Source organism: Streptococcus halitosis (assembly GCF_027691175.1).
Lineage (GTDB): Bacteria > Bacillota > Bacilli > Lactobacillales > Streptococcaceae > Streptococcus > Streptococcus halitosis_A.
The window spans coordinates 570,761-596,406 of the sequence record NZ_JAQFBD010000001.1 but is presented as its reverse complement, the minus strand read 5'-3'; the positions used below and the strand labels follow the sequence as shown (position 1 = coordinate 596,406).

The following is a 25,646-nucleotide window of genomic DNA, read 5'->3' as shown; positions in this document are numbered from 1 at the left end:
CTGAGAATAGATGTCAAGAAATTTTCATCACTATTAAAAAAGTCTGTCCTGAGACGAGGCTTTGAGTTTCTTCCTTTTACGAACCCGCACTTTCGTAGGCATCCAAGCCTCTGCCCCATAGTTTCAAAGAAATCATAAAGAAGACAAGGGAAATCAGAATCAAACCACCGATATTAAAGAAGACATCCTTATCCTGCAAGAAATAGCTGGCAGGATAATAGGCCGTAAAGGCGAAAGGTACAATAAAGCTAATTAACCAACGAAGGACCGAATTGTAAATGGAAATCGGATACTTGGCAAAGTCATTAAACATATAAAAAATGTAAATCATGGCTCCTGACTGCTTTGTCCAAAAAGCGATACTAGCTGTCGCGATTTTCAAGGAAGTATAAATCAAGGTCGCAAAAGGAATACAAACTAGAAAAAGCAGGAATTTTGGAAGAGTCCAAGCAATGCTAGTCACTGTTGTGCCCAGTAGGATGCCTCCGACCAAAAGTTCGCCCAAGGCATCAATCTGAAAGGTCTCAACTAAGATGTGAAAGAGAGGATTAATAGGACGCGTTAGATACTTGTCAAACTCCCCTTTTCGCACCAAGCGTTGCCCCAGTGCCCAGAGATTGTCAAAAAAGAGATGATCCAATCCCTTGGGAATCAAGGAAAAACCGTAGATAAAGGCTATCTCTTGAAAGGTCCAGCCTTCTAGGGATGGAATGTGCTGAAAAATGACATTAAGAAACAAGAGGTTCAAGCCTTGAGTCAGAAAGACTCCCAAGACACCAACCACAAAATCAACCTTGTATTCCATGATTTGCTTGATGTATTGTCTGATAAAAATCAGATGCATGCGTTGATATTTTTTCATACTAACCTCCCTGAATAGTGATGAATGACTGAACCCGTTTCCAGATTAACTGAGACAAGCCAAGCATTACCAAAAGCCAGAAAAACTGTAGCAAAAGCGCCTGAAGAATCTGACTGGCATCGTATTTCCCAACAATGATCATAACTGGGGTGTAGATCAAGGATGAAAAAGGTAAGAAGGACAGAATATCTGAAACGATTTTAGGAAAGAAAGCCAAGGGAATCAAACTTCCAGACATAAAGGCCACTATGGAAGTCTTGAGGAGATTGGAACCCCAAAGATTTTTAAATACAAAGGCTGAAAAACCAAAACAGATATTAAAGAAAAAGTTAATTAGATAGGCCAGCGTCAAGCTAGAAAGATATAGGACAGTTAATCCCAGTACTTCTATACCCCCTTGCCCAGATAAGATTTTCATCAATACAATAACACTTAAAAATGGCAGTCCAACAGAGATAAAAATCAACCACTTGGATCCAAGCTCTGTAAAGAGGTACGAAGCCGCAAAATGCACCGGTCTCAACAAGCGCATGATAATGGAACCATCCTTGACCTCCTCACCAATCATAAAGGAGCTATCTGACCTAGTCAGAAGATTAGTCACAAAACTCATGATGATGTAGAGGGTGATATCTGCCATACTAAAGCCTTGAATCAAGGACTCCTGTGAGGAATCAAAGACCGCTTTCCAAAGATAGAAAGCCACAAAAGCTCCCATAACATCCCCAATCCGATAGAGAATAAAGTTGACTCGATAGGTAATCAACTCCTGAATCCCTGCATCGATAAAGGGTTTATAACGTCTCCACAATTTGACCATCTTAGAGCTCCTTCCGATAGAAACGACGGATAATATCCTCAATATCCGTATCCATCATCTTCAAATCGCGAATCTCAAAATCAGACAAGGTTTGCTTGATAATATCAGCCGACTGGTAGCGGGAACTATCAAATTCAATATTGAGGCTATTTCCTTGTCTATCAATGGTCATATCAGGTAAGCCTTTATAGTGAGAGAAGAGATGAGTTTGACCTGGTACCAGTTCAAAAGAAAGAGTCTTCATCTTGCCAAAGGTCTCCTTAAGCTGGCTAACCGTTCCATCAAAAATCTCCTGCCCCTTATCAATCATGAAAATCCGATCACAGAGCTGCTCAATATCACTCAGATCGTGAGTAGTCAAGAGAATGGTAGTCTCTTCCTCCTGATTGATCTGGGTAATAGCCCGACGAATGTTATCCTTGACCGACACATCCAAACCAATGGTCGGTTCATCTAAAAAGAGAACCTTGGGATTGTGGAGCAAGGAAGCCGCAATGTCTGCCCGCATCCGTTGACCCAGTGAAAGAGTTCGCACGGGGTCCTTGATAAATTCCTTTAAATCCAAGACCTCATTCAAAAAGTCCATGCGCTTATGAAAGAGCGAGTCTGGCACATCGTAAATCTCTTTCAAGACCGTGTAGGTCTCTTGCAGAGCCAAATCCCACCATAGCTGGGTGCGTTGTCCAAAGACAACCCCAATATCCTTGACATAGTCTTGGCGATTGTCCTGCGGAATCTTGCCATTGATTCGACAAAAACCAGATGTCGGTTTCAAAATCCCTGTCAGCATTTTGATGGTTGTCGACTTCCCAGCACCATTAGCTCCGATAAAGCCTAAAATTTGGCCCTTGGGTACCTCGAAGGTCAAATCTTTAACCGCTTTAAAGGTTTGCTTTTCAGGGTGAATAAAAGAGCGCAAAGCCCCCTTTAACCCCGGCTCCTTTACTGTCTTCACAAAATTTTTCTGAAGATGTTCCACTTCTATCATTGCCATAAATCTCTCCCTATAGCAAGGAATAGCAACATTGTATTTTTAACTACAAATATCTAAATCCTTACTTTCTACAACTTCTACATTTTATTACTACAAAAGGCTTTATACCAACCCATTATAGCCCAATAAAAAACGGAATGCAAGCGTTTGCCTGAAGATTATGAAATTAGAGATTTTACTCTTAAAATAATAGTTTTAATCAAAAATTCTGGTTTAATAGTTTCCTTAAAACACCAAAAAACCTGCCCATTGGGCAGGCTACGAATTGTAAAAAGTACACTTTGGACTATTCTATGTTCTTCTTATTCTTTCTTTAGTAAGACTAATAATATTTGGATACCTATCATTCAGTTCATCAAGATATCCTGCCTCTAAGCCACATAAATCCTCAATTAAAAAATTCGGCAATAATTTATTGTATACTCTATATATATCAGCAGATATATCCATCACAATTCTATTTTCCACTAATAGCTCTACTGACTGTTTTAAAGATAGAGGATTACTAATCAATTTCGTTGAGTCTAAGGGCTCATTTTTTCTCCAACCTCTGTAACTAAGCTTCTTATACAAGTTTGTATACTCATTGGAATCTATGATATTCAATGACTTAGCACGCATTATCATCATACTAATTGAGACTTGCCAAATTCTTTTTAGATACCTGTAGTACTCTAGATCATTTTCATACCCAATGAGAGAAGCTTTAAACGAATCCATTGGCAATAGAAATTCAGCCGCAAACTCATTCGCTTCGTCTTCCATTTGCTTATATTCAATTGCTCCCATGTCTTGAGGTGACTTACAACTTTCATGCATTAACCAATGTCCTAATTCATGGGCTAAACTAAACTGCTGACGATAGAATGAATACTCTGTCCCCTCTAACATAACAACATAATACTCATTATTATTTACTTTGACAGCTGAACCAAAAGCATCAACTTTATCACTCTGAGTGTCTATTCTAGAAATAACAAAACCTTTTTCTTCCATCAACAACGACAAGTTATCAATTGGTCTATCTCCAAGTTCCCATTTCTCTCTTATGTAGCTTGCGTATTCTTGTGGAGTATAGTCTAAACCAGAAAGACCCCAGTCAAGATTTGGAAAATCAATAAATTCTCCCAAATAATCTCTTATTAAAGCAACATAGTTTTTATTTATTTCTGCAGGCATTTTTTCTGTTTGAGTCGCTGTGTAACGACTTCTAAAAAATGTGCCTGTAGAACTTAAGCTAAAATTATCATTTCCAAAAAAGAAATCTCTCGGAAACTTTAATTTCTTTTCCAATATTTCTAACGATTCTTCACTTGGCGTTGCTCGTCCTTTTTCATATTTAGAAACCATTTGTTTTGAAACGTTTAAAAACTCTGCAATCTGAGTAATACTTTTTTTGTTAAAAAGTCTTGCCTCTTTTAAGCGAGCACCATTAAAACTAATCTGAAGCATTATTTACTCCTATTTTATATAAAATATTATAATTTAGTATTCTCTTCCTTCTTTTCAACAGGAAGACTAACATGCTTTTGTGACTCCAATTGTTTCTGTACGTCAGATTTCAATGCAACAAGAGGTTTTTCAGGATTATTTCCACGTCCATCTTCTTCAAGTTTTGTAAAATCAAATTCTGTGATATTTACAGCATCAATAAATTCACAAAAGGCATTTACCTGATTAACAATCACTTCTTTAGTTTTTTTATCAAAGGTAACAACCCTAATCTCATCAATCGAATTATAATGATCTCCCAATAATTTCTTCGCTTGTTCAATTTGTGAATCACTCAACCCATCATCATCCAGATCATTAAATAATTCAATGGATAGTTTACCGTCTTCTTTTCCATTTAAATGAGAATTTTTCGCACGTGCTATACAAGTAAGATAGTGATGCTTTTTGTATTTATTAGTTACATCTTCAAATCTTTTATTCATCATAAAAACATATAGAACACCCTCAATAATTACTCCTCTTGCCGTCCACAGAGCGCCCATATACATAGTGGGTGATATTAAACCATTTACTTTGGCGGTGTTTACAATATCACGATAAATAAAATCCCAAGTTAAAATTGGTAGACTATTCTTAGTTTCAAACTCATTATCATAAAATATTTTCTCAATATCTTTCTTGCGACTTGTTGAAAATACTTGAGCAAACTTAAAGATTTGGGTTGGTAAATTTTCCATAGAACACCTCTTTGAAATTTATAGTCTTATTTTAAGATTTTTTTTCAAAAAAGTCAACTATTATTGGTTTTTATTATTATTTTTTTATCTCCCTTATCTATTTGGATACTTTTAATACTTAGATCACGAAACTAGAAAAATCATATTGTTATTTTGAATGAAAGTTCTATCATTAATTTAGCTACTCTGTATTCCTAAAAATTAGGTGTTCCAATTTACTTTGGGAAAGACAGTGATTTCCTTTGAAAACAGGCGTAAAGCTGTTATATTTATTAGCCAAGGGTAGTCTTAGAATCATTGTAAAAAATTACATTCGTTTAGCAGCTTTGGATATAGTAGTCTTAAGTATATTCTCCATAAAAATAACCACAAAAAAACCCACCCAATGGGCAGGTTCTATCTGTATTGTTCAGCTAGATTATGCTTTACCTTCTGAACCGAATACGTCGATACGTTCTTCAACAGCTTCTGTAATTGCTTCGAAACCTGGTTTCAAGAATTTACGTGGGTCAAAGAGTTTCTTCTTATCGTATTCTGCTTCGTTTGCTTCGTATTCAGCAACAAATTTACGAGTTGCGTTAGCAAATGCGATTTGGCATTCAGTGTTAACGTTAACTTTCGCAACACCAAGTTTGATAGCTGCTTGGATTTGGTCATCAGGAATACCTGAACCACCATGCAATACGATTGGGAAGCCTGGAACTGCTTCTGTCAATTTTTGCAAGTGATCAAGGTGAAGACCTTTCCAGTTTGCTGGGTAAGGACCGTGGATGTTACCGATACCAGCTGCCAAGAAGTCAATACCAGTTGCAACCATTGCTTTAGCATCTTCAATAGGAGCCAATTCGCCATCACCAATGATTCCGTCTTCTTCACCACCGATAGTACCAACTTCAGCTTCTACTGATACGCCGTTTGCATGAGCAAATTCTACAACTTTACGAGCTTTTTCAAGGTTTTCTTCAACTGGAAGGTGTGAACCGTCAAACATAACTGAAGTATAACCAACTCGGATACATTCAAGTGCATCTTCATAATGACCATGGTCAAGGTGAATAGCAACTGGTACAGTAATTCCCATTGATTCTACAAGGTTTTCGATGAGAAGTTTACATACTTTGTAACCACCCATGTATTTCGCAGCACCCATAGAAGTTTGGATCAAAACTGGAGCTTTTTTAGCTTCTGCTGCACGCAAGATAGCTTGAGTCCACTCAAGGTTGTTTGTGTTAAATCCACCAACTGCATAACCGTTGTCACGAGCTGCTTGGACAAATTTTTCTGCTGAAACGATTGCCATTTGTCAGGCCTCCTATATATTTTTTGGGACATCCCATTTACATTGTTCATTTTATCACTTTTTGATAAAAAAAGCTAGTTTTTCCCATGCTTTAGATTGAATTTCTTCCAATCCAATCAATGTAAACCCTTTCTTTTTTAATCTTGGCTAACTCTAGGAAAGCGTATAAAGAAAGTCAAGCGATCATCCTGCCTTTCAAAACGATAAGGCAATTTCTCATGTTCTAATAAACTTTTGACCACAAAGATCCCCATCCCCGAACCCTTGGCCTTGCGACTAGCATTTCCAGAAAAAGACTGGGCCAATTGTTCTTGTTCTTCAGGACTACAGCTATTCTCGATAAAGAGTTCTCCTTCTCTCTCGCCAATGTAGACCAGGCCACCTGGAGTGGAGTGCTTGATAGCATTACTGATGAGATTCGATAGGATTAGTTTCATGACAGATGGGTTTATGTATGCCTGCTGATGGGTTAGGTTAATGTCTACCTGAAGTTCTCTCTCCTTGGCTAGTAAAGCATAATTCTTGACTAGACTTTGCGTCATCTGAAGGAGGTCAACCTTTTCTTTCTCCTCTCGCAATTCCTGAACAGAAGAAAGAGACAATATCTGGAGAACGTGATGACTGAGGTCATCCACAATCCCCAAGGCAACTCCCAGATAGTGGTCTCTATCTCTATAGCGACCGATATTTTCTTTCATATTCTCAATCAGGATTTTCAAACTGGCCAGAGGTGTTTTCAATTCATGAGAAGCCCCTCGTAGAAACTCAACCTTCATCTTCTCCAGCTGGAGAATAGCTTCATTCTTGTCATGCAAGTCCGCAATAACAGTCAAAAGATGCTGGTAAAGGCTATTGATTTGTTCCTTGAGATCACCAATCTCATCCTTAGAATCTACACGCAATCGCACTTGGGCATCCAAATCCATCATCCGACGGGTCACTCGCTTGATTTCCAAAATCGGTGCAACAATGGTCCGAGCATAGATGTAGGCCACCAAGAGGGAAATCAGAAAGGATGCCAGCAAGGTATAGGGAAGAAACTGGAGACTGATCTGCTCTGCTTCTTTTTGCAAATCCATGGAAGCTAGAAACTGAAGAGTCATAGTGCTACCATCTTGCGTTTTTACCTCGCGTTCCTCAATGAAGAGTGAAGTTGTCTGGCGAGCTGTATCTAGTGGAAAATTATCCTTAACCTCTAACTTGTCCTCAGTCATCTCACCCTTAACGGACCCTTTGATATCACTGGTCTGGGAATACAAATCTAACACTTGCTCGATACTTTGCCTATCCTTTCCTTCTAGGGACTGGGCAATAGCTGTCGCTTTCTGACCAATGGTTTCCTGACGGTGGCTCAGATAAGTCGATGGAAAGAGAAAATAAATAGCTAAATGAAGACAAATAACCAGAACACTAAAAATCGAGAAGGTATAGATAAATATTTTAGTAAATAGACCTGTTCGTTTCATTTTCGCTCCAATTTATAACCAACATTGCGCACAGTGAGGATACAATCCAAGTCTAGCTTTTTCCGCAGTTCCTTGATATAGACATCAATGACACGGTCAAAGGGAACCTCATCTGTCACCTTCCAGACCGCATCAATTATCTGAGAACGAGTCAAGGCCCGTCCCTCATTTTTCACCAGATAGTCCAGAATTTCCAACTCTTTGGCATTGATGGCCACTTCTTGACCTGCGAGGCTTGCACTATAGCTTTCAAAGTCTACCTTGGTATCCTTATAAGAGAAGATTCGTCCTGTATCGTAGTAGCGCTTGAAAATCGCGTCCACCCTCACTTTTAAGAGAGACAGGGAGAAGGGTTTTTCCAGATAACCGTCTGCTAGAGAAGCAAAAGCACTCATCTTGTATTCCTCATCCTGAAAGGCGGTCAGCATCAAGACAGGAACCTGACTGGTCTTACGAATCTCAGCTAGGACTTCTAGGCCATTAAGCTTGGGCATCTGGATATCCAGTAGTACTAGAGCAACTTCATAGCTGGAAAATTTTTCCAAAGCTTCTTGTCCATCTGCTGCTTCAATGGTTTCATAACCACAATCCGTCAAATAGTCACTGATCCCCTCACGGATCATCTCTTCATCTTCTACAATTAAAATTTTCATAGAAAAAATTTTTCACATTCCTTTAAATTTCTTGTAAATTATCTCAGTTTCATCCTGATAAAACCTCTTCCCATCAAGATGAAATAGATAAAAATGCTACCTATATTATACCCCATTTAGGAGAGAATAGGTAGCAAGTTTTTTATTCGCTATCGAGCAAGAGTTCTTTTGGTTGTTTTCTAAGGAGATTGCTTGAAGCAAGCGCCATAACGAGAACCACTAGAACCAAAGCAAGAACAAAGACGATGATAAAGTCTGATGTCTGAATGGAAATGTCTAGGCTCGACAAGGTCTTACTAAAGCCATCTACTTCTGCACCACCACCAAGGTTAGAGGCTTGAGCAGCCTTGCTGGCTTGCTTGGCAACACCTGAAGTGACATTGGCAAGAACAGTATTTCCGATTGCTCGAGCTGTGTAGTTGGCTAGGAAGTAAGCCGAAACGAGAGCAGGGATGGCAATCAGGATAGATTCGGTGATGAATTGCCCCAAGATACTTGCCTGCTTGAGACCGATAGAGAGGAGGATTCCCACTTCCTTGCGACGGGCGTTGATCCAAAGACTAAGCAAGAGTGCAAGGAGAAGAACTGAGAAGCTCAAGCTACCCCAGAAGAGGAGGTTGGCCATCTTGTACATACCAGAGATGGATTGCTCAAGAGCTGGGTAGTTAGAGGAGCTCTTCACAAGTGTGTAGCTCTTCCAGTTGATACCACTGATACCATTCAGCTCTTTCATGACGTCATCCAAGTTCTTGTCTGCTGTTACAAAGAAGGTTGCGTCCCCATAAATAGCTGTGTCTTCTGTGTATCCATAAAGTTTTGCAGCTGTGTGAATGTCTGTAATAGCTGTATTTTCATAGAGTTCTTGCGAGTAGGTTACTGCCGAATTATTGTGACCATCAAAGAGTCCCTTGATAGTCACTTCAACTGTTTCCTTGGCTCCTTTTTCATTGTCTGCGTCGTAAACATTGGAGTCTAATTTGACCTTATCTCCGACTTTCCAACCGTGTTTGGCTGCCAAATCCTTGTGCATGAGGATCTTATCTTTGTCGTCGTTGGTTAGGTGCTCACCTTCGACCAGCTTATATGAACCAGAGACAAACTTATCTTCTTTAGAGGAATCATTGACACCTGTAATCATCAAACTACTTCCAAACCGTTTTGCTCGGTCAGCAGTGAGATTTTTCTTGGTTTCTGGAGTTTCAATCAGGTCGTATCCAGTCAAATCTCCGATAGCGTTGATGCGTTTAACATAAGACTCGATGGCCTTGTTTTCGGTGATTTTTTTGATATCCTCACCCTTGATATTCCCTGAACCACGTGGCGTTCCTTGGTTGACGCGACGATTGATTTGCATGGAGAAGCTATTGGTGATATTTTTAAATGTCTCCTGAGAAGCCTTGGCAGTAGCTCCCTTGATCGACAAGCCGACCAAACTTAAGCTCGCCATGAGGAGAATAATCAGGAAGATAACAATCGATTTGAAAAACTTCCTTGTAACATAGGCAAATGCGTTGTGTAACATAGGTTCCCTTTCTAGATTTGATTCGTTTTTATCATTCTATCAAAACAAACTCATCTTATTTTGTAGTATTGCGAGTTTCAGTTAGTTTCTTATCCTTCAATTCAAGTGTAATATCTGACGCTTGTGCCACTTCTTTACTGTGGGTGACGACGATTACACATTTACCTGTTTTCTCGGCAAGTGATTTGAGCAGTTCGATAATATCTCCAGCAGTTTTAGGGTCCAGATTTCCTGTTGGCTCATCAGCTAGAATAACTGGAGCTTCTGAGACTAAACTGCGAGCGATGGCTACACGTTGCTGTTGACCACCTGATAACTGGAGAACATTCCGCTTGATCTGACTTTCATCCAAACCAAGCTCAAGAAGTGTATCCTTGCTTGCCTTTTTGTTGACCAAGCGGATATTTTCCAGCGGAGAAAGATAATCTATCAAGTTATAATTTTGAAAGACCAGGGAAATATGGTGCATGCGATGGTAAGAATACCCCTTATTCCGAATGTCCTCTCCTTGGAAAAGGATAGAACCTTCAACAGGGCTATCTAGACCAGCCAGTAGGGACAAGAGAGTGGATTTTCCTGCTCCTGACTCACCAATGATACTATAAAATTTTCCGGGTTCAAAATTATACTTGATCTGATATAAAACTGCTTCAGCAGTGTTCTTATAACGGTAGGTAACATCTTGCAATTGTAATAAAGTCATGATTTCTCCTTCTTAACTAATAGATGATAAAATTTCTTTCGGCGATTTTCTAAATAAGAATAGGAAACAAAGGGCTACAGACAAGCAACCAATCAGGAGCAGAAAGACATAGGATTCTGCAAAGGATAGGAGACTAGTTGATAGACCGCTTGCTTTGGCCAGCGTGTCTTGTAAGGTTGCCTGATCTCCACTGGCTAGTACAGTTTGGAGCAGATAGGATGTGATGGCATTTCCAGCGATAAAGGATGGAAGCAAAGCTCCGAGAGATACCAACACTACCTCTAAACAGAACTGTAGGAAGATCGAGCTCTTGCTTTTTCCAAGTGCGAGTAAAATTCCCACTTCGTAGACTCTTTCTCTCAACCAGAGAGACAAGACCAAGATTAATGCTCCTGCTCCTGCTATCAACATCCCATAAAGGAAGATGGTGAGGAAGGTTTGGAAGGTTGCAACTGAGTCTTTGATTTGTTCAAAGGCCTTGTTTTCCTTCTCGACTTGGTAGCCTTGACTTTCCAAAGCCAAGTTTTCCACCTGCTTCATGAGTCCGTCCATTTCCTTAGGATTTTCTACATAGAAGCGCGCTGCACTGACTTGAGCTTCACTATTTCCCAGAAGGGTTTGGCTACTTTCATAGTCTGTAAAGACCTGGTTTTCACTGAAGTCGGAAGACAAGCCTGTGAACTTTTCTTGTTTTTTACCAGAAAAGATGCCGACAATTTCAAAATCAACTGTTTGCCCCTTTCCAGCTTCGGACTGACCAGCATCCAAGCGAATCTTGTCGTGAAGCGAAAGACCATTCTTCTTGGCCAACTCTTCGTGGATGAGGATTTTCTTGAAGTCCCCTTTTTGAAGGTGTCGCCCTTCTTTTAGATTGAAAGCCGAACTGGTAAAGGTGACATCCTTGGATGAATCCTCAAGAGCCGTTAAGCTAACTAAATTCTTGTCCGCAGCTGACAAGTCATCACGTTCGACGCTCTGCTCACCACTCACTGCTTCCTTGTCTTTTAGTTTTGCGACCGTCTCGAGTTCAGGAGAGACATTTTCCAGTCCCTTAATCTTGCTCACAGATGCTAGATCAGACAACTTGAAGGTCTGTCCATTTTCTATCTTTTTGATAGAAAATGAAGTATTGAGTGATTTGTAAAGATTGCTTTCTACTGTTTTGTTGGACTTCATCAGAGTCAAACAGGCTGAAATTCCTGCTAAAAGGACAAATAAAATCAGAAATAAAATAAAACTTCTCAGTCGTTTTCTGCTGACATAAGCCCAAGCTCTTTGGATTGGATTCATTTGTCACCTCCATATTTGTAAGACTATTATAAAATCCAAATATGAAATGTTTATGAAATCAAAAATTTTTTTTGATTTATTTTTTGAAAAAACAAAAAAGCTAGCAAACGCTAACTTTTCTTCATATATAAGGATAAATAGTACCAATCAAAAATCTACTTCATTTTATAAATGTTGGCACCGTCTTTCAGCTTAGCATTTTCCATTTCCTAAGTTCTTCATTTTCTGACTTGTGTCTGAGAAAATTCTTGATAGAATGAAATGAAAAACTCAGTTTAAATGTTCTGATACAATGACTGTTCTTGATGCCAATATTTTTCGATATACGAAACGTAGCCTCTAGTTTTCTTTGTAAAAACAAAAAGAGCCAGCCAAAGCTAACTCTTATCCTATGCGGAGAGAGGGACTTGAACCCTCACGACCTAAAGCGGTCACAGGATCCTTAGTCCTGCGCGTCTGCCAATTCCGCCATCCCCGCGTCGATTACTTTACTAGTATATCAACTTTCAAAATCTTTGTCAACACTTTTTTCAGATTTTTTTCATTTTTCCAAGGGAATTATTCTTGGATTTCAGCCAGATTTTCATCCAGCAACTTGGCTCCCAAAGTGTTCTTAAAATGACCAAGAGCAAACTGATGATTTTCTGGCCAAATAGAGGCAACTGCAGGCTTGACAATCTCGATTTGATAACCTAAATTATAGGCATCAATAGCCGTATGAAGAACACAAATATCCGTCAAAACACCTGTTAAGATAACAGTAGTAACCCGACGTTCTCGCAGGCGAATATCGAGGTCCGTTCCTGAAAATGCTGAATAGTGCCGCTTGTCCATCCAAAAGACGCGGCTATCCACCTCATGTTCAGCATAAAAGTCAGCTAGGGGACCATAGAGGTTGCGGCCACTAGTCCCGATGATGTTGTGTGGCGGAAAGAGCTTGCTTTCTGGGTGAAATGTATCCTTCTCTTCATGGGCATCAATGGTGAAAAAGATATAGTCCCCACGTTCAAAAGCCAATCTGGTTACCTGATCAATGGCTTTTGATATTGCTTGAGCAGGTGCCCCTGCAGTCAGCTTTCCATGGTCTGCTACGAAATCCTCTGTATAGTCAATCGAGATTAAAGCCTTTGCCATTAGTAGTCCCTCTTTTTCACTTCCTCAAAAATATCACCAATTAAAACTTTGAGATAAGTCCCCTTCATTCCGAGTGAACGGCTCTCAATAATTCCTGCTGACTCCAGTTTACGAAGCGCATTGACAATCACAGAACGCGTAATTCCAATACGGTCTGCAATAACAGATGCAGTCAACTGTCCTTCATTTCCATCCAATTCAGCTAAAATAGCTGATACGGCACGAAGTTCTGAATAGGAAAGGGTATTAACCGCCATGGTAACAGCCGTACGACGGCGAATATTTTTCTCATCTTCTTCACGTTGGAAGTTCAACAGTTGAATCCCTACCACCGTGCTCGCAATCTCAACAAGAATCAAATCTTCATCTTCAAATTTCTTATCATTGCGCCAAATAATCAACGAACCTAGGCGAATCCCTGACACATGAATCGGAGCAATGGTCGTCAAACCATCTGGAAAATCCGTACGGCTCTCTACAGGGAAAATGGTCAAATCATGTTCAACAGGAAGGTTGGCTTCCGTATCATAGATCATGTTTGCACCTTGGATATAATCATCTGGAAAAATCTTAGTTTGAAAAAACTGCTCTACACGATCTGTATTCGTTTTATAACGCATGAAGTAGCCTAAAAGGCGCCCCTTGCTATTCACAATACAAGCGTTACAATCAATAATATCTGCCAACTGGCGTGTAATCGCATTATAGGGAAGTTCATCTTGAAGTTGCTCCTCTGAGCGTTTCAAAATAGAAGTAATTTTTCTTGTTTTTTCTAATAAATGTGCCATTTTTTACCTCGCATTTAATCGCTACCATTATAACATAAAGAGCGTGAATTTTCAATTATTATCTGAAAATTGCTTATTTAATTACAATTTTGAACAGCAAAAATATTTTAGAAAAATGAGTTCTTTTGTGTTGACAGCTGAATTATTTTTTGTTAATATAACATTATAAGAAGATGACATGGTAAATTCCTTTCCGTTTCACCTATCCTTTACTATCACCATCTTCTTTTACCCTTGGTCTCCTTATATATAAAAGCGATTCACAATGTGAATCGCTTTTTCCTACTTGTCTCCTTTGTTACGAATAACAAAGCCTGTTTTCTTTTCACTTGAAGTGTTGTGAGGTTTTTTATTGTCTTTATTACGATAGCGTCTGTCTTTATCAAAACGATCGTTCCCGCGGCTGCCTTTTTTGAAATCATCACGGCGACCACCACGACGGTTATCTCCTCGACGATTGTCGCGTCCACGATTACCTCCAGAACGTCCATTTCCTGACGGTTTGAACGGCAGTGGTTTTTCACGCGCAATCTCCACTTCAGGCAGGCTGTCTGGATCTTGGACTGTCAGGCTCAAGATATACATAGCCAATTCTTCTGGACTGAATTCTGCTGCTAACTTACGAGCATCTTTAGCAAATTTCTCAAAGTTCCCACGAATAGTTTCATCCTCAAAATCGCGTTCGATTTTCTTGAGCGCTACTTGTTTCTTAGCTTGGAAGGCTTCTTCTGCTGTTGCTGGTTTCAAGCCTTTCATGCGTTTCTTAGTCAAGTTTTCGATGATTTGAAGGTAGCCCATTTCATTTGGAGAAACAAAGGTAATAGACTGACCTGACTTACCAGCACGACCTGTACGACCGATACGGTGAACATAACTTTCAGGATCTTGTGGAATATCGTAGTTGTAGACATGGGTCACACCTGAGATATCCAAACCACGTGCTGCCACGTCTGTCGCAACTAGAACATCAAGATTGCCATTTTTAAAATCACGAAGGACACGAAGACGTTTATTTTGGTCCAAATCACCATGAATTCCTTCTGCACGGAAGCCACGAATTTTAAGTCCACGAGTCAATTCATCTACACGGCGTTTGGTACGACCAAATACGATAGCAAGTTCTGGTTGTTCCACATCCATGAGACGCGTCATAGTATCAAATTTCTCTTGTTCCTTGACACGGATATAGTACTGATCCACCAGCTCTGTTGTCAATTCCTTGGCAGCAATCTTGACATGTTCAGGGTCTTTCATAAACTGAACACCAATACGTTTGATAGCATCTGGCATGGTTGCTGAAAAGAGCAAGGTTTGACGATTTTCAGGGACACGGGAAATGATGGCTTCAATGTCTTCAAGGAAGCCCATATTGAGCATTTCATCCGCTTCGTCAAGAATCAGAGTTTCAATATCTTGTAATTTCAAGGCCTTGCGTTTAATCAAGTCCAAGAGACGGCCTGGTGTTCCTACCACGATATGGGCACCAGATTTAAGAGCTTTGATTTGTTTTTCAATGCTTGATCCACCATATACTGAGCGAACTTTCACTCCTTTGCTACGGCCAAAGCGGAAGAGTTCTTCTTGACTTTGGACAGCAAGTTCACGAGTTGGAGCGATGACCAAGGCTTGAATAGTTGCTTCTTCTGTACGGATTTTTTCAAGGGTTGGCAAGCCAAAGGCCGCGGTTTTCCCTGTACCAGTCTGGGCTTGACCTATAACGTCTTTTCCCTCAAGAGCCAATGGAATGGTCTGTTCTTGGATGGGACTGGCTTCTACAAATCCAGCTTTTTCAATCTCTGCTAGCAAATCAGCAGACAAGTTAAATTCATTAAATTTCACATTTTTCTTCTTTCTAAAGATGGTGCGAAGCCATCCTATAGCGCTTAGTATATACTTTTCTTTTCATGATGTATCTTCTACAAAAAAGAGATACCGTGTTGCTTCTTTTCCACGAAAGAAAAGTACGAGTTTCTTTGCAACCTATCTAGTATAACACAAGAGCGGGGCAAAAGATAGTAGAATCTTTAAGGAAAATCATGTAAACGATTTTTCTATTTTTTGAACTTGATTCCCGAAAGCTTTCGTTAGACTATTTTAGTCCAATATTTTTTCCCGTAGCAGATTTGTGCAAAAGTTTTTTTCTTGTGCTAGAATTAAATCAAATAGGAGGATTTAAAAATGTTAACATACGATTTAATTGTTATCGGATTTGGTAAAGCCGGTAAGACTTTGGCTGCTAAGATGAATGCGGCTGGAAAAAAAGTTGCTGTCATCGAGCGCAGTAAAGCGATGTATGGTGGTACTTGCATTAATATTGCTTGTATCCCAACCAAGACTATGATTGTAGCGGCTGAAAAGGACTGGTCATTTGACGATACCATGAAAGAGCGTGGTGCGGTGACTGGTCGTCTTAACGCTAAGAATTATAAAATGTTGGCCGATAATGGCGTTGATGTCATTGATGCAGAGGCACATTTCGTGTCAAATAAGGTGATCGAAATCCAGGCTGGTGATGAAAAACAAGAACTGACTGCTGAAACTATCGTTATCAATACTGGTGCTGTTTCAAACGTCTTGCCAATTCCTGGACTTGCTACAAGTAAGAATGTCTTTGACTCAACAGCTATCCAAAACTTGGACAAATTGCCTGAAAAACTTGGAGTACTTGGAGGTGGAAACATCGGTCTTGAATTTGCAGGGCTCTACAACAAACTTGGCAGCAAAGTCACAGTCCTAGATGCCTTGGATACTTTCCTTCCTCGTGCAGAACCATCCATCGCAGCTCTTGCTAAACAGTACATGGAAGAAGACGGTATTGAATTGCTTCAAAACATCCGTACTACTGAAATCAAAAACGACGGTGACCAAGTTCTCGTCGTAACCGAAAACGAAACGTACCGTTTCGACGTCCTTCTCTACGCAACTGGACGTAAACCAAACGTCGAACCACTTCAACTTGAGAATACCGATATTGAACTAACAGAGCGTGGTGCTATCAAGGTCGATAAACACTGTCAAACAAACATTCCTGGTGTCTTTGCAGTTGGAGACGTCAACGGTGGACCTCAATTCACCTACATTTCACTTGATGACTTCCGTGTTGTCTACAGCTACCTTGCTGGAGATGGCAGCTACACTCTTGAAGACCGTCTCAATGTACCAAACACCATGTTCATCACACCTGCACTTTCACAAGTTGGTTTGACAGAAAGCCAAGCAGCTGATTTGAAACTTCCATACGCTGTCAAGGAAATCCCTGTTGCAGCTATGCCTCGTGGTCACGTAAATGGAGACCTTCGCGGAGCTTTCAAAGCTGTTGTCAATACTGAAACAAAAGAAATTCTTGGAGCAAGCATCTTCTCAGAAGGTTCTCAAGAAATCATCAACATCATCACTGTTGCAATGGACAACAAGATTCCTTACACTTACTTCACAAAACAAATCTTCACTCACCCAACCTTGGCTGAGAACTTGAATGACTTGTTTGCGATTTAAGATTTCAAATATTCTACACAAGACAAGTATCCATTTTGGTGCTTGTCTTTTTCTATCCAGTCCATAGTTTCCTTATAAGATTATTTGTGCTTTTAGCTGTAAAAGCTTATAATATAGGTGTAGGATGTTGTCTTCATTTTCTGTTCAAAAAGGAGGCTAGTCACATGGGAAAGCAAGTTAAACTACCAACACACTCTCCTTTTTCCTTCCTATCCAAAGAAAAAAGTACGGCTGTGAAAACACTGATTTTCTGTGTTAGTACAGTCTTCATTTTTCTCCTACTTTGTTGGATACTTTTTCGCTTGATTTCACCTCAAAAACAGCGATTCACAGTCAATCAAGCTGCTGATTTTTACCTTGTCAATTCGAAATCCATTCAAAGTTATCAGTTGCAAAACAATCAGTTTCAGCTCATGAGGACTGAGGACGTCTCCATTGCAGAAGATGTCAATTTCTGGTTTCCTCAGGGACGGTTTGACAATCGCTATCTCGTATTTTCATCTGGAAATACGAGAGGGAAAGCATCCACTCAGAACATCGTATCTCTTGACTTTCAGACAGGGGACATCCGGAAAACTTCAACTCCCTTCTATGCTTATTCGGGAGCTGGAGTATCAGACAAGTTCTTCTACACCGGCCAAACTACAACTGAGGATGGGGTGCTCAGTATGTTTGACATCTCAGGAAAGCTGATTACTCAGAAAACATTTTCCGAATCCACTTCCTTTCCAATCCAGTTTCACGGAAGAAGGAATCGCCTCTACCTCGGTCTGGGGTTTCACGATGAGTCCCGTCAACGACCCGCTTTAGTGTTTGATGGATATTTAGTTGAATTGGACGAAAATGACCAACTAAAGGAATTGTCTCGCACACCTCTGACAAGCGAAGGAAAGATCGTTGAAATGTTGACTTCTTCTGAATTAATCGGTGACAATTATTACAGTAGCGTTGCTTATACTCGAAATACAGAAACTTTCTCCAAAGATCCAGACAATCGCATACTTGTCATAAACTTGTCTAGTAAGGAAAAGCACTTCATCAAGCTACCAGAGGACAACCCAAATCTTCTTTATGAAACACCGAAAGAAGACCGATTGATTGTAAAACATGAGGCGGATGGAAATGATCGCTGTGCCTTATCTATTGTCAATCTCTCTGATGAATCTAGCTATCTGATTAATGTCAGAAAAGATTTGCCTGACTCTACAGAAGAGATAATACACATCGATACAAGTTTGACAAATAAGATATTGGTCGTAACCAATCAACATTTGTTATTGTATTCTTTAGAAAATGGCCAACTTCTAACTAAAACAAAACTGGAACTGAAACAAAACGACTTCCCAATCGCAACTTGGTTTCAGAACTAATCACTCACAGCCCTCATCGGGCTGTTTTTGTTTCTGCGAAATCTCAAATCTATCTTTTCCCTCTTTTATGATATAATGTCCAAACTTTACTTAGCAGTCCTAATTATATATTGAGTCTCAGGCCACTCTTTTAAATATCAGCAATACATATGACTTTGAATAACTCGCTTCAGCTCATCGTTTTATGGGTAATTTAGAAAGTATATTTTGCAATGATTGTCTCATGCCTAATTAGTAAATTATCCACTCTTTGCGCGGATCGTATGTGTATTTTCATCGTTTGTGGAAAGGTTTTACCGTTTGCAAATTGATGGCTAAGTCGATATATTTTTTCTTCTTAAATATTTTCCAAATTATTTAATCTTTTTAAAGATAAGAATCACTTTCTAATCAATCAAAGGATACTTCAAATTTCTTCATTCTTGATAATATGAGCAATACTCTGCAAAATGTTTAAACTTTATCATTGTAAAAAATATCGAAAGAAATCCCACATTATATTAGTATATATTTGGTATGGGATGAAATTGACTTTCGAAAACATTAACTATATAATGTCTGTAAACAAGAAATAATGAGGTAACGATTATGAATAAAACAGAATTACTGTTACAAAGACTAGATGATATTGGTCAGTCTCTAAAAGATTCTAGACAAGCACTAGCTTTGCTAGCACTTGGTTCTTGCGGAGTAGAAAGAGACCGATTGGATCAATACTCAGATTTGGATTTTTTTGTTATTGTAAAAGATGGCTACAAGCAGGCCTATATACAGGATCTAACTTGGTTAAGTAATCTAGAACCAATTGCATTTCACTACCAAAATACAGTGGACGGACATAAAGTTCTATTTGAAGATGATGTTTTTTGTGAATTTGCTGTCTTTGAAGCTCATGAACTAGTAAACATTCCCTTCGCTGAAGGCAAGATTATCTGGAAGGAGGTCGGTTTTGATGGAACAATCTGCCAGCCACAAAGATTGCCATCAAAAGAAAATAGAGACCGTGAATGGCTGTTGGGAGAAATTTTATGCAATCTATATATAGGACTAGGTCGCTATCAACGAGGCGAAAAATTGGCTGCTTATGATTTCATCCAAAACAGATCCGTCAAGCTTTGGACCGAACTAATCAATTTGGAAAAAACCTCTAAATCTGATTTTATAGATATTTTTAACAGCAACAGAAGATTTGAAAAAGGTTATCCAAACGAGGCCAAACAATTGCCTCACTTTTTGCAAGGTTACGAACGAATTTCTGAATCTGCTCAGGCACTCCTAGAATATCTTGATAAACACTATCCTCTTAACGCATTTATAAAAGAAAAAATTCGTAATTTATTATAAAAGAGACTTTCCAAAAAATAATCTAAATCCCAAAAGTTAGGTATCTCTGTCAGTTATAATGGATTAATGAAATTTTAAAACCTGTAGAGGATAATCGATGTCCTCTCCTTTCTTATATTCAGAGTGAGAAAGATTTATTTCTTAAAGTTGCCAAAGTTATCAAATCCAAAGATATTGTATTTGATTGGTTTGGTTTAATCAGAACCTAAAAAGCACTTCTAAGGTTACTTCTTTAGTTGATCTTAGAGGTTACTTTAGTTATTGGACTGCTGGGCGCAGTATGATATAATAGAAACATGAAATTAAAAACTACTTTGGGTCTCCTAGCTGGGCGTTCTTCTCACTTCATCTTGAGCCGTCTTGGCCGTGGAAGTACGCTCCCTGGAAAACTTGCCCTTCAATTTGATAAAGATATTTTACAACATCTAGCTAAGAACTACGAGATTGTCGTGGTCACTGGAACCAACGGGAAAACCCTGACAACTGCCCTCACTGTCGGCATTTTAAAAGAGGTTTATGGTCAGGTTCTGACCAATCCAAGCGGTGCCAATATGATCACAGGGATTACGACAACCTTCTTGACTGCCAAATACTCTAAAACTGGGAAAAACATTGCCGTCCTCGAAATTGACGAGGCTAGTCTATCTCGTATCTGTGACTATATCCAGCCAAGCTTATTTGTCATCACTAATATTTTCCGTGACCAGATGGACCGCTATGGTGAGATTTACACGACTTATAACATGATTTTGGATGCCATTCGTAAGGTGCCTACGGCTACAGTTCTCCTCAATGGTGACAGTCCACTTTTCTACAAGCCAGCTATTCCAAATCCTGTACAATATTTTGGTTTTGACTTGGAGAAAGGTCCAGCAAAACTTGCTCACTACAATACTGAAGGTATTCTCTGCCCAGACTGTCAAGGTATTTTGAAATATGAGCTTAATACTTATGCTAATTTAGGAGCTTATATTTGCGAAAACTGTGGATGTAAACGTCCTGACTTGGACTACCGTCTGACAGACTTGGTTGAGTTAACTAACAATCGTTCTCGCTTTGTCATCGACGGACAAGAATACGGTATTCAAATCGGTGGACTCTACAATATTTACAATGCTCTTGCTGCGGTTGCCATCGCCCGTTTTCTCGGGGCTGATTCGCAACTCATCAAGCAAGGATTTGATAAGAGCCGTGCTGTCTTTGGACGCCAGGAGACCTTCCATATCGGTGATAAAGAATGTACTCTTGTCTTGATTAAAAATCCAGTCGGTGCGACCCAAGCTATCGAGATGATCAAACTAGCCCCTTATCCATTTAGTCTATCTGTCCTTCTCAATGCCAACTATGCAGACGGAATTGACACTAGCTGGATCTGGGATGCGGACTTTGAACAAATCACTGACATGGACATTCCTGAAATCAATGCTGGTGGTGTTCGTCATTCTGAAATCGCACGCCGTCTACGAGTGACTGGCTATCCAGCTGAGAAAATCACTGAGACAAGCAATCTGGAACAAGTTCTCAAAACCATTGAGAACCAAGACTGCAAACATGCCTATATCCTGGCTACCTATACTGCTATGCTGGAATTCCGCGAACTGCTGGCTAGTCGTCAGATTGTTAGAAAGGAGATGAACTAATGGTTTATACTTCACTTTCCTCAAAAGCTGGCAATTACCCTTATCAGCTCAACATTGCCCACCTCTATGGAAACCTCATGAATACCTACGGGGACAACGGCAATATCCTCATGCTCAAGTATGTGGCTGAAAAACTGGGAGCTCATGTAACAGTTGATATCGTTTCACTTCATGATGATTTTGATGAAAACCACTACGATATCGCCTTTTTCGGTGGTGGTCAAGACTTTGAACAAAGTATCATCGCAGGCGATCTACCTGCCAAGAAAGAGAGCATTGACAACTACATCCAAAACGATGGTGTGGTTCTAGCCATCTGCGGTGGTTTCCAACTATTGGGCCAATATTATGTTGAAGCTTCCGGTAAACGTATCGAAGGGCTAGGGGTCATGGGCCACTACACCCTCAACCAGACCAATAACCGTTTTATCGGTGACATCAAGATCCATAATGAAGACTTCGACGAAACCTACTATGGATTTGAAAATCACCAAGGCCGTACCTTCCTTTCTGATGACCAAAAACCGCTGGGTCAGGTTGTCTATGGAAATGGAAATAACGAAGAAAAGATCGGCGAAGGGGTTCATTATAAGAATGTCTTTGGTTCCTACTTCCACGGACCTATCCTCTCTCGTAATGCCAATCTGGCTTATCGCCTAGTCACCACTGCCCTCAAGAAGAAATACGGTCAGGATATCCAACTCCCTGCCTATGAAGACATTCTCAGTCAAGAAATCGCTGAAGAATACAGCGACGTAAAAAGCAAGGCAGACTTTTCTTAAACCAAGAAAAACTAGATCAAAGAACTCCGCTATCTTGTCGGAGTTCTTTTTGCCTGCCCTTTTACCCTTCTCCCTTGCATTTTCTCTCTTTTTTTGCCAAAATAGAGGGGTAGAAAGAAGGTAGCATATGTCTAAATTACAACAAATCCTAACATATCTTGAATCAGAAAAACTAGACGTCGCTGTCGTATCTGACCCCGTCACTATCAATTACCTCACTGGCTTTTACAGTGATCCCCATGAACGCCAAATGTTCCTCTTTGTTCTAGCGGATCAGGAACCTCTCCTCTTTGTCCCAGCTCTTGAAGTGGAGCGTGCAAGTAGCACTGTGTCCTTCCCAGTTGTGGGCTATGTGGATTCTGAAAATCCATGGCAAAAAATCAAAAACGCTCTTCCACAGCTTGATTTCAAACGTATCGCTGTTGAGTTTGATAATCTCATCTTGACCAAATACCATGGTTTGAAAACAGTTTTTGAAACTGCTGAGTTTGAAAACCTCACTCCTCGCATCCAACGCATGCGCCTCATCAAATCAGCTGATGAAGTACAAAAAATGATGGTTGCAGGTCTCTATGCTGATAAAGCTGTAAAAGTTGGTTTTGACAATATCTCTCTTGATAAAACAGAGACAGATATCATCGCACAAATCGACTTCGCCTTAAAACGTGAAGGCTATGAAATGAGTTTTGATACCATGGTCTTGACTGGTGACAATGCTGCAAATCCACACGGAATTCCTGGTGCAAACAAGGTCGAAAAAGACGCCCTTCTCCTCTTTGACCTGGGTGTTATGGTCAATGGCTACGCATCAGATATGACTCGTACAGTCGCTGTCGGTAAACCTGACCAATTCAAGAAAGATATTTACAACTTGACCCTTGAAGCCCAACAAGCTGCCCTTGACTTTATCAAACCTGGTGTGACTGCTCATGAAGTAGACCGCGCCGCCCGTGAAGTCATTGAAAAAGCTGGTTACGGTGAGTACTTCAACCACCGTCTCGGTCACGGTATCGGTATGGATGTCCACGAATTCCCATCTATCATGGAAGGAAACGACATGGTCATCGAAGAAGGCATGTGCTTCTCTGTTGAACCTGGTATCTATATCCCTGGTAAAGTCGGCGTTCGTATCGAAGACTGTGGTGTTGTTACCAAGGATGGCTTTGACCTCTTTACAAGCACCAGCAAAGATTTGCTTTATTTTGATTAAATCTAGACAAGCAAAAAGTCAGCTATTGAATCTGACTTTTTTATTTTATCTTCTTGACGCTCTGAAAGACTACAAACCCTACAACCATTCCCACGATATTTTGCAGGAAGTTTGGTAGGATTTCTGGTAGGGCTGCCGCCCAGCCATTCATCAAAGTTGAACCCAAGGCATAGCCCCCTACCATGACAATCGTTGCCAAGATAAGTCCTAACCACTGAGATCTCCCCTTAAATCCTGCGAAAAATCCCTGCAAGCCATGGTTGATCAAGCTAAAGAACATCCACTGAGGGTAGCCTGATAAGAGGTCAATCAAGAAACCTGCTAGACCTCCAACGACAGCCCCCTCTTTACTACCAAAGTAGAAGGCCGCAAAGAAGATACCCGCATCTAAGAGAGTTAGAATACCTGTTGGTGTCGGGATTTTTAAGAAATAACCTAGGACCACAGAAAGGGCAGTTAAAAGGGATACAAGGGCGATTTTAGTTGTTTTTGTTTGCTTCATATTGTCTTACTCCATATTGATCTGCTTGTGCAATAGCACGGTAAACGAAAGCTTTAGAATTTTCTACTGCTGGTAAAAGTTCATCCCCTTTAACCAAGTGACTGGCGATGCTTGAGGCAAAGGTACATCCTGCACCAGCATTTTGGCCTTGAATGACTGGGTTTTCTAGAAGAGTGAAAGTTTGTCCATCATAAAAGACATCCACTGCCTTGTCCTGACTGAGGCGATTGCCTCCCTTGATAATGACTGCTGGCGCTCCTAAATCATGCAATTTCTGCGCTGCAGCTTTCATATCTTCCAATGTTTTAATTTCCTGACCAGCCAATAATTCTGCTTCAGGAAGATTTGGCGTAATCACACTGACATGAGGGAAAAAGCGAATCAACTCTTGGCAAAGCTCACTAACAGCCACGTCGTGCGTTTCCTTGCAGACCAAAACGGGGTCCAATACCACAGGCACTCCTGGACGTTGCTTGATAAAGTCCAAAGCCTTCTCAGCCACACTAACAGTAGGGAGAAGGCCAATCTTAATCCCCGCAAACTCGACATCACATAAGCTATTCAACTCATGTTGAAAAATAACGTCGTCTGTTGGAAAGACCTCAAAACCCTTTTCGGTCAAGGCCGTCAAACAAGTCACTGCTACAAAGCCATGCAAACCGTTCAAGGTATAGGTAGCCAAATCAGCTGACAAACCACCACCACTAAAAATATCATTCCCAGAAAGGGCTAAAATACGATTATTCTTCATAACGAATCTCCTTCAAATACAAACCATTTGGTGCCGCCGTTGGACCTGCTAGCTGCCTGTCCTTCTTCTCCAAAATCAAGTCAATCTGCTCAACTGGCATCCGATTATTTCCGATTTTGAGCAACGTCCCCACCATATTGCGAATCTGCTTATACAAGAAACCATTTCCCGAAAAGGTAAAGGTCAAGAATTGGCCTGTCTCATCAGCACTAAGACTAGCTTCTGTAATGGTACGAACCTTGTCCTCTACACTAGTCCCAGATGCTGTAAAACCGGTAAAATCATGGGTTCCTTCTAATTTCTTGACAGCCTCCTGCATCCGCTCTACATCAAGCGGATAAGGAAAGTGAGTGGCATAGTGACGGCGCATGGGATTTTTAGGACGCCCCCTATCTACTATAAACTCATAGGTCTTGCTATGTTTGGCATAACGGCAATGAAAATCATCCGCCACAAGCTCCGTCGAGATTACATCGATATCTTCAGGAGATTGGGTATCCAGGGCAAAACGGAGTTTTTCCTCATCCATCTGATAGGGCAGATCAAAATGAATGACCTGTCCCAGAGCATGGACCCCACTATCAGTCCTACCAGCACCGTGTACAGTGATGGCTTGTCCTTTATTCAGTTTCGTTAAGGTTTTTTCGATTTCCTCTTGAACGCTCCGCGCATGAGGCTGCCGCTGAAAACCAGCAAATGCATACCCGTCATAGGAAATGATTGCTTTATATCTTGTCATAACTTCTATTTTATCAGGAAATAAAAGTGTAAACAAGTTTAAAAAACAATAATTGTCTGGGTACAAAATTCCCAAAAAGAAAAACTTAG

The 25,646-nt window shown here is 40.2% G+C and carries 23 protein-coding genes and 1 tRNA gene; 6 read left to right on the top strand and 18 right to left on the bottom strand.

All coding sequences use genetic code 11. From position 1 onward, the window contains the following. Positions 1-76 precede the first annotated feature (76 nt). The 15 genes from PG086_RS02865 to PG086_RS02795 all read right to left on the bottom strand — a co-directional run bounded on the left by PG086_RS02865 (position 77) and on the right by PG086_RS02795 (position 15,563). Positions 77-862, bottom strand: a complete 786-nt coding sequence (locus PG086_RS02865; RefSeq protein WP_270747756.1) for an ABC transporter permease — start codon at positions 860-862, stop codon at positions 77-79. Between the two features lies 1 nt (position 863). After that, the gene (locus PG086_RS02860; protein ID WP_270747755.1) at positions 864-1,682 is read right to left on the bottom strand and encodes an ABC transporter permease; all 819 of its coding nucleotides are present in this window, start codon (positions 1,680-1,682) and stop codon (positions 864-866) included. 1 nt (position 1,683) lies between these two features. Then, entirely contained in the window at positions 1,684-2,676 is a 993-nt protein-coding gene (locus tag PG086_RS02855) for an ABC transporter ATP-binding protein (RefSeq protein WP_270747754.1), read from the bottom strand. Between the two features lie 291 nt (positions 2,677-2,967). Then, positions 2,968-4,128, bottom strand: a complete 1,161-nt coding sequence (locus tag PG086_RS02850) for an XRE family transcriptional regulator (protein WP_084853772.1) — start codon at positions 4,126-4,128, stop codon at positions 2,968-2,970. Between the two features lie 26 nt (positions 4,129-4,154). Continuing rightward, positions 4,155-4,868 carry a DUF5986 family protein gene (locus tag PG086_RS02845; RefSeq protein WP_270747751.1) on the bottom strand — a complete coding sequence of 238 codons (714 nt, stop codon included), beginning with the start codon at positions 4,866-4,868 and terminating at the stop codon, positions 4,155-4,157. Positions 4,869-5,286: 418 nt separating this feature from the next. Then, positions 5,287-6,168 (bottom strand): class II fructose-bisphosphate aldolase, encoded by an 882-nt coding sequence (locus tag PG086_RS02840; protein WP_001019007.1) that lies wholly within the window; start codon positions 6,166-6,168, stop codon positions 5,287-5,289. 137 nt (positions 6,169-6,305) lie between these two features. After that, entirely contained in the window at positions 6,306-7,634 is a 1,329-nt protein-coding gene (vncS, locus tag PG086_RS02835; protein ID WP_000831368.1) for a sensor histidine kinase VncS, read from the bottom strand. After that, positions 7,631-8,287, bottom strand: coding sequence for a response regulator transcription factor VncR (gene vncR / locus PG086_RS02830; RefSeq protein ID WP_009729916.1), 657 nt, complete (start codon positions 8,285-8,287; stop codon positions 7,631-7,633). Before vncR ends, vncS begins: the two co-directional genes overlap by 4 nt. A 142-nt stretch (positions 8,288-8,429) precedes the next feature. Next, positions 8,430-9,809 carry an ABC transporter permease subunit Vex3 gene (gene vex3 / locus PG086_RS02825; RefSeq protein WP_270747748.1) on the bottom strand — a complete coding sequence of 460 codons (1,380 nt, stop codon included), beginning with the start codon at positions 9,807-9,809 and terminating at the stop codon, positions 8,430-8,432. Between the two features lie 55 nt (positions 9,810-9,864). Continuing rightward, a complete protein-coding gene (gene vex2, locus PG086_RS02820) occupies positions 9,865-10,512 on the bottom strand; it encodes an ABC transporter ATP-binding subunit Vex2 (protein ID WP_000173735.1) in 648 nt (215 codons plus the stop codon). A 12-nt stretch (positions 10,513-10,524) separates the two neighbouring features. Continuing rightward, positions 10,525-11,802 carry an ABC transporter permease gene (locus PG086_RS02815; RefSeq protein ID WP_084940912.1) on the bottom strand — a complete coding sequence of 426 codons (1,278 nt, stop codon included), beginning with the start codon at positions 11,800-11,802 and terminating at the stop codon, positions 10,525-10,527. 392 nt (positions 11,803-12,194) lie between these two features. Next, positions 12,195-12,280: transfer RNA gene (locus PG086_RS02810), tRNA-Leu, on the bottom strand. 80 nt (positions 12,281-12,360) lie between these two features. Beyond that, positions 12,361-12,936, bottom strand: coding sequence for a cysteine hydrolase family protein (locus PG086_RS02805; protein WP_033583504.1), 576 nt, complete (start codon positions 12,934-12,936; stop codon positions 12,361-12,363). Continuing rightward, the gene (codY, locus tag PG086_RS02800) at positions 12,936-13,724 is read right to left on the bottom strand and encodes a GTP-sensing pleiotropic transcriptional regulator CodY (RefSeq protein WP_270747745.1); all 789 of its coding nucleotides are present in this window, start codon (positions 13,722-13,724) and stop codon (positions 12,936-12,938) included. Before codY ends, PG086_RS02805 begins: the two co-directional genes overlap by 1 nt. Positions 13,725-14,006: 282 nt before the next feature. Then, positions 14,007-15,563, bottom strand: a complete 1,557-nt coding sequence (locus PG086_RS02795; RefSeq protein ID WP_084940914.1) for a DEAD/DEAH box helicase — start codon at positions 15,561-15,563, stop codon at positions 14,007-14,009. A gap of 339 nt (positions 15,564-15,902) precedes the next feature. On the opposite strand from PG086_RS02795, the gene PG086_RS02790 reads away from it, so the two are divergent. The 6 genes from PG086_RS02790 to PG086_RS02765 all read left to right on the top strand — a co-directional run bounded on the left by PG086_RS02790 (position 15,903) and on the right by PG086_RS02765 (position 23,565). Further along, positions 15,903-17,219: an FAD-containing oxidoreductase gene (locus tag PG086_RS02790; protein WP_270747740.1), complete on the top strand. Its 1,317-nt coding sequence runs from the start codon at positions 15,903-15,905 to the stop codon at positions 17,217-17,219. Positions 17,220-17,383: 164 nt separating this feature from the next. After that, positions 17,384-18,589 (top strand): hypothetical protein, encoded by a 1,206-nt coding sequence (locus PG086_RS02785; protein WP_270747739.1) that lies wholly within the window; start codon positions 17,384-17,386, stop codon positions 18,587-18,589. 588 nt (positions 18,590-19,177) lie between these two features. Then, on the top strand, positions 19,178-19,933 hold the full coding sequence (locus PG086_RS02780; protein ID WP_038804909.1) for a hypothetical protein: 756 nt from the start codon (positions 19,178-19,180) through the stop codon (positions 19,931-19,933). Between the two features lie 296 nt (positions 19,934-20,229). Next, positions 20,230-21,573 carry a lipid II isoglutaminyl synthase subunit MurT gene (gene murT / locus PG086_RS02775; protein WP_270747737.1) on the top strand — a complete coding sequence of 448 codons (1,344 nt, stop codon included), beginning with the start codon at positions 20,230-20,232 and terminating at the stop codon, positions 21,571-21,573. After that, the gene (gene gatD, locus PG086_RS02770; protein WP_033583499.1) at positions 21,573-22,355 is read left to right on the top strand and encodes a lipid II isoglutaminyl synthase subunit GatD; all 783 of its coding nucleotides are present in this window, start codon (positions 21,573-21,575) and stop codon (positions 22,353-22,355) included. Before murT ends, gatD begins: the two co-directional genes overlap by 1 nt. 127 nt (positions 22,356-22,482) lie before the next feature. Beyond that, complete coding sequence (locus PG086_RS02765; protein ID WP_084939205.1) at positions 22,483-23,565, top strand: M24 family metallopeptidase; 1,083 nt, start codon at positions 22,483-22,485, stop codon at positions 23,563-23,565. Positions 23,566-23,605: 40 nt separating this feature from the next. Here the strand turns inward: PG086_RS02765 and PG086_RS02760 are convergent, their stop codons facing one another. The 3 genes from PG086_RS02760 to truA are packed head-to-tail and all read right to left on the bottom strand — an operon-like array spanning position 23,606 to position 25,557. Then, the gene (locus tag PG086_RS02760) at positions 23,606-24,067 is read right to left on the bottom strand and encodes an ECF transporter S component (RefSeq protein WP_084853743.1); all 462 of its coding nucleotides are present in this window, start codon (positions 24,065-24,067) and stop codon (positions 23,606-23,608) included. Continuing rightward, positions 24,045-24,818: a bifunctional hydroxymethylpyrimidine kinase/phosphomethylpyrimidine kinase gene (locus PG086_RS02755; protein WP_084853738.1), complete on the bottom strand. Its 774-nt coding sequence runs from the start codon at positions 24,816-24,818 to the stop codon at positions 24,045-24,047. Before PG086_RS02755 ends, PG086_RS02760 begins: the two co-directional genes overlap by 23 nt. Further along, positions 24,808-25,557 carry a tRNA pseudouridine(38-40) synthase TruA gene (gene truA, locus PG086_RS02750; RefSeq protein ID WP_270747732.1) on the bottom strand — a complete coding sequence of 250 codons (750 nt, stop codon included), beginning with the start codon at positions 25,555-25,557 and terminating at the stop codon, positions 24,808-24,810. Before truA ends, PG086_RS02755 begins: the two co-directional genes overlap by 11 nt. Positions 25,558-25,646 lie beyond the last annotated feature (89 nt).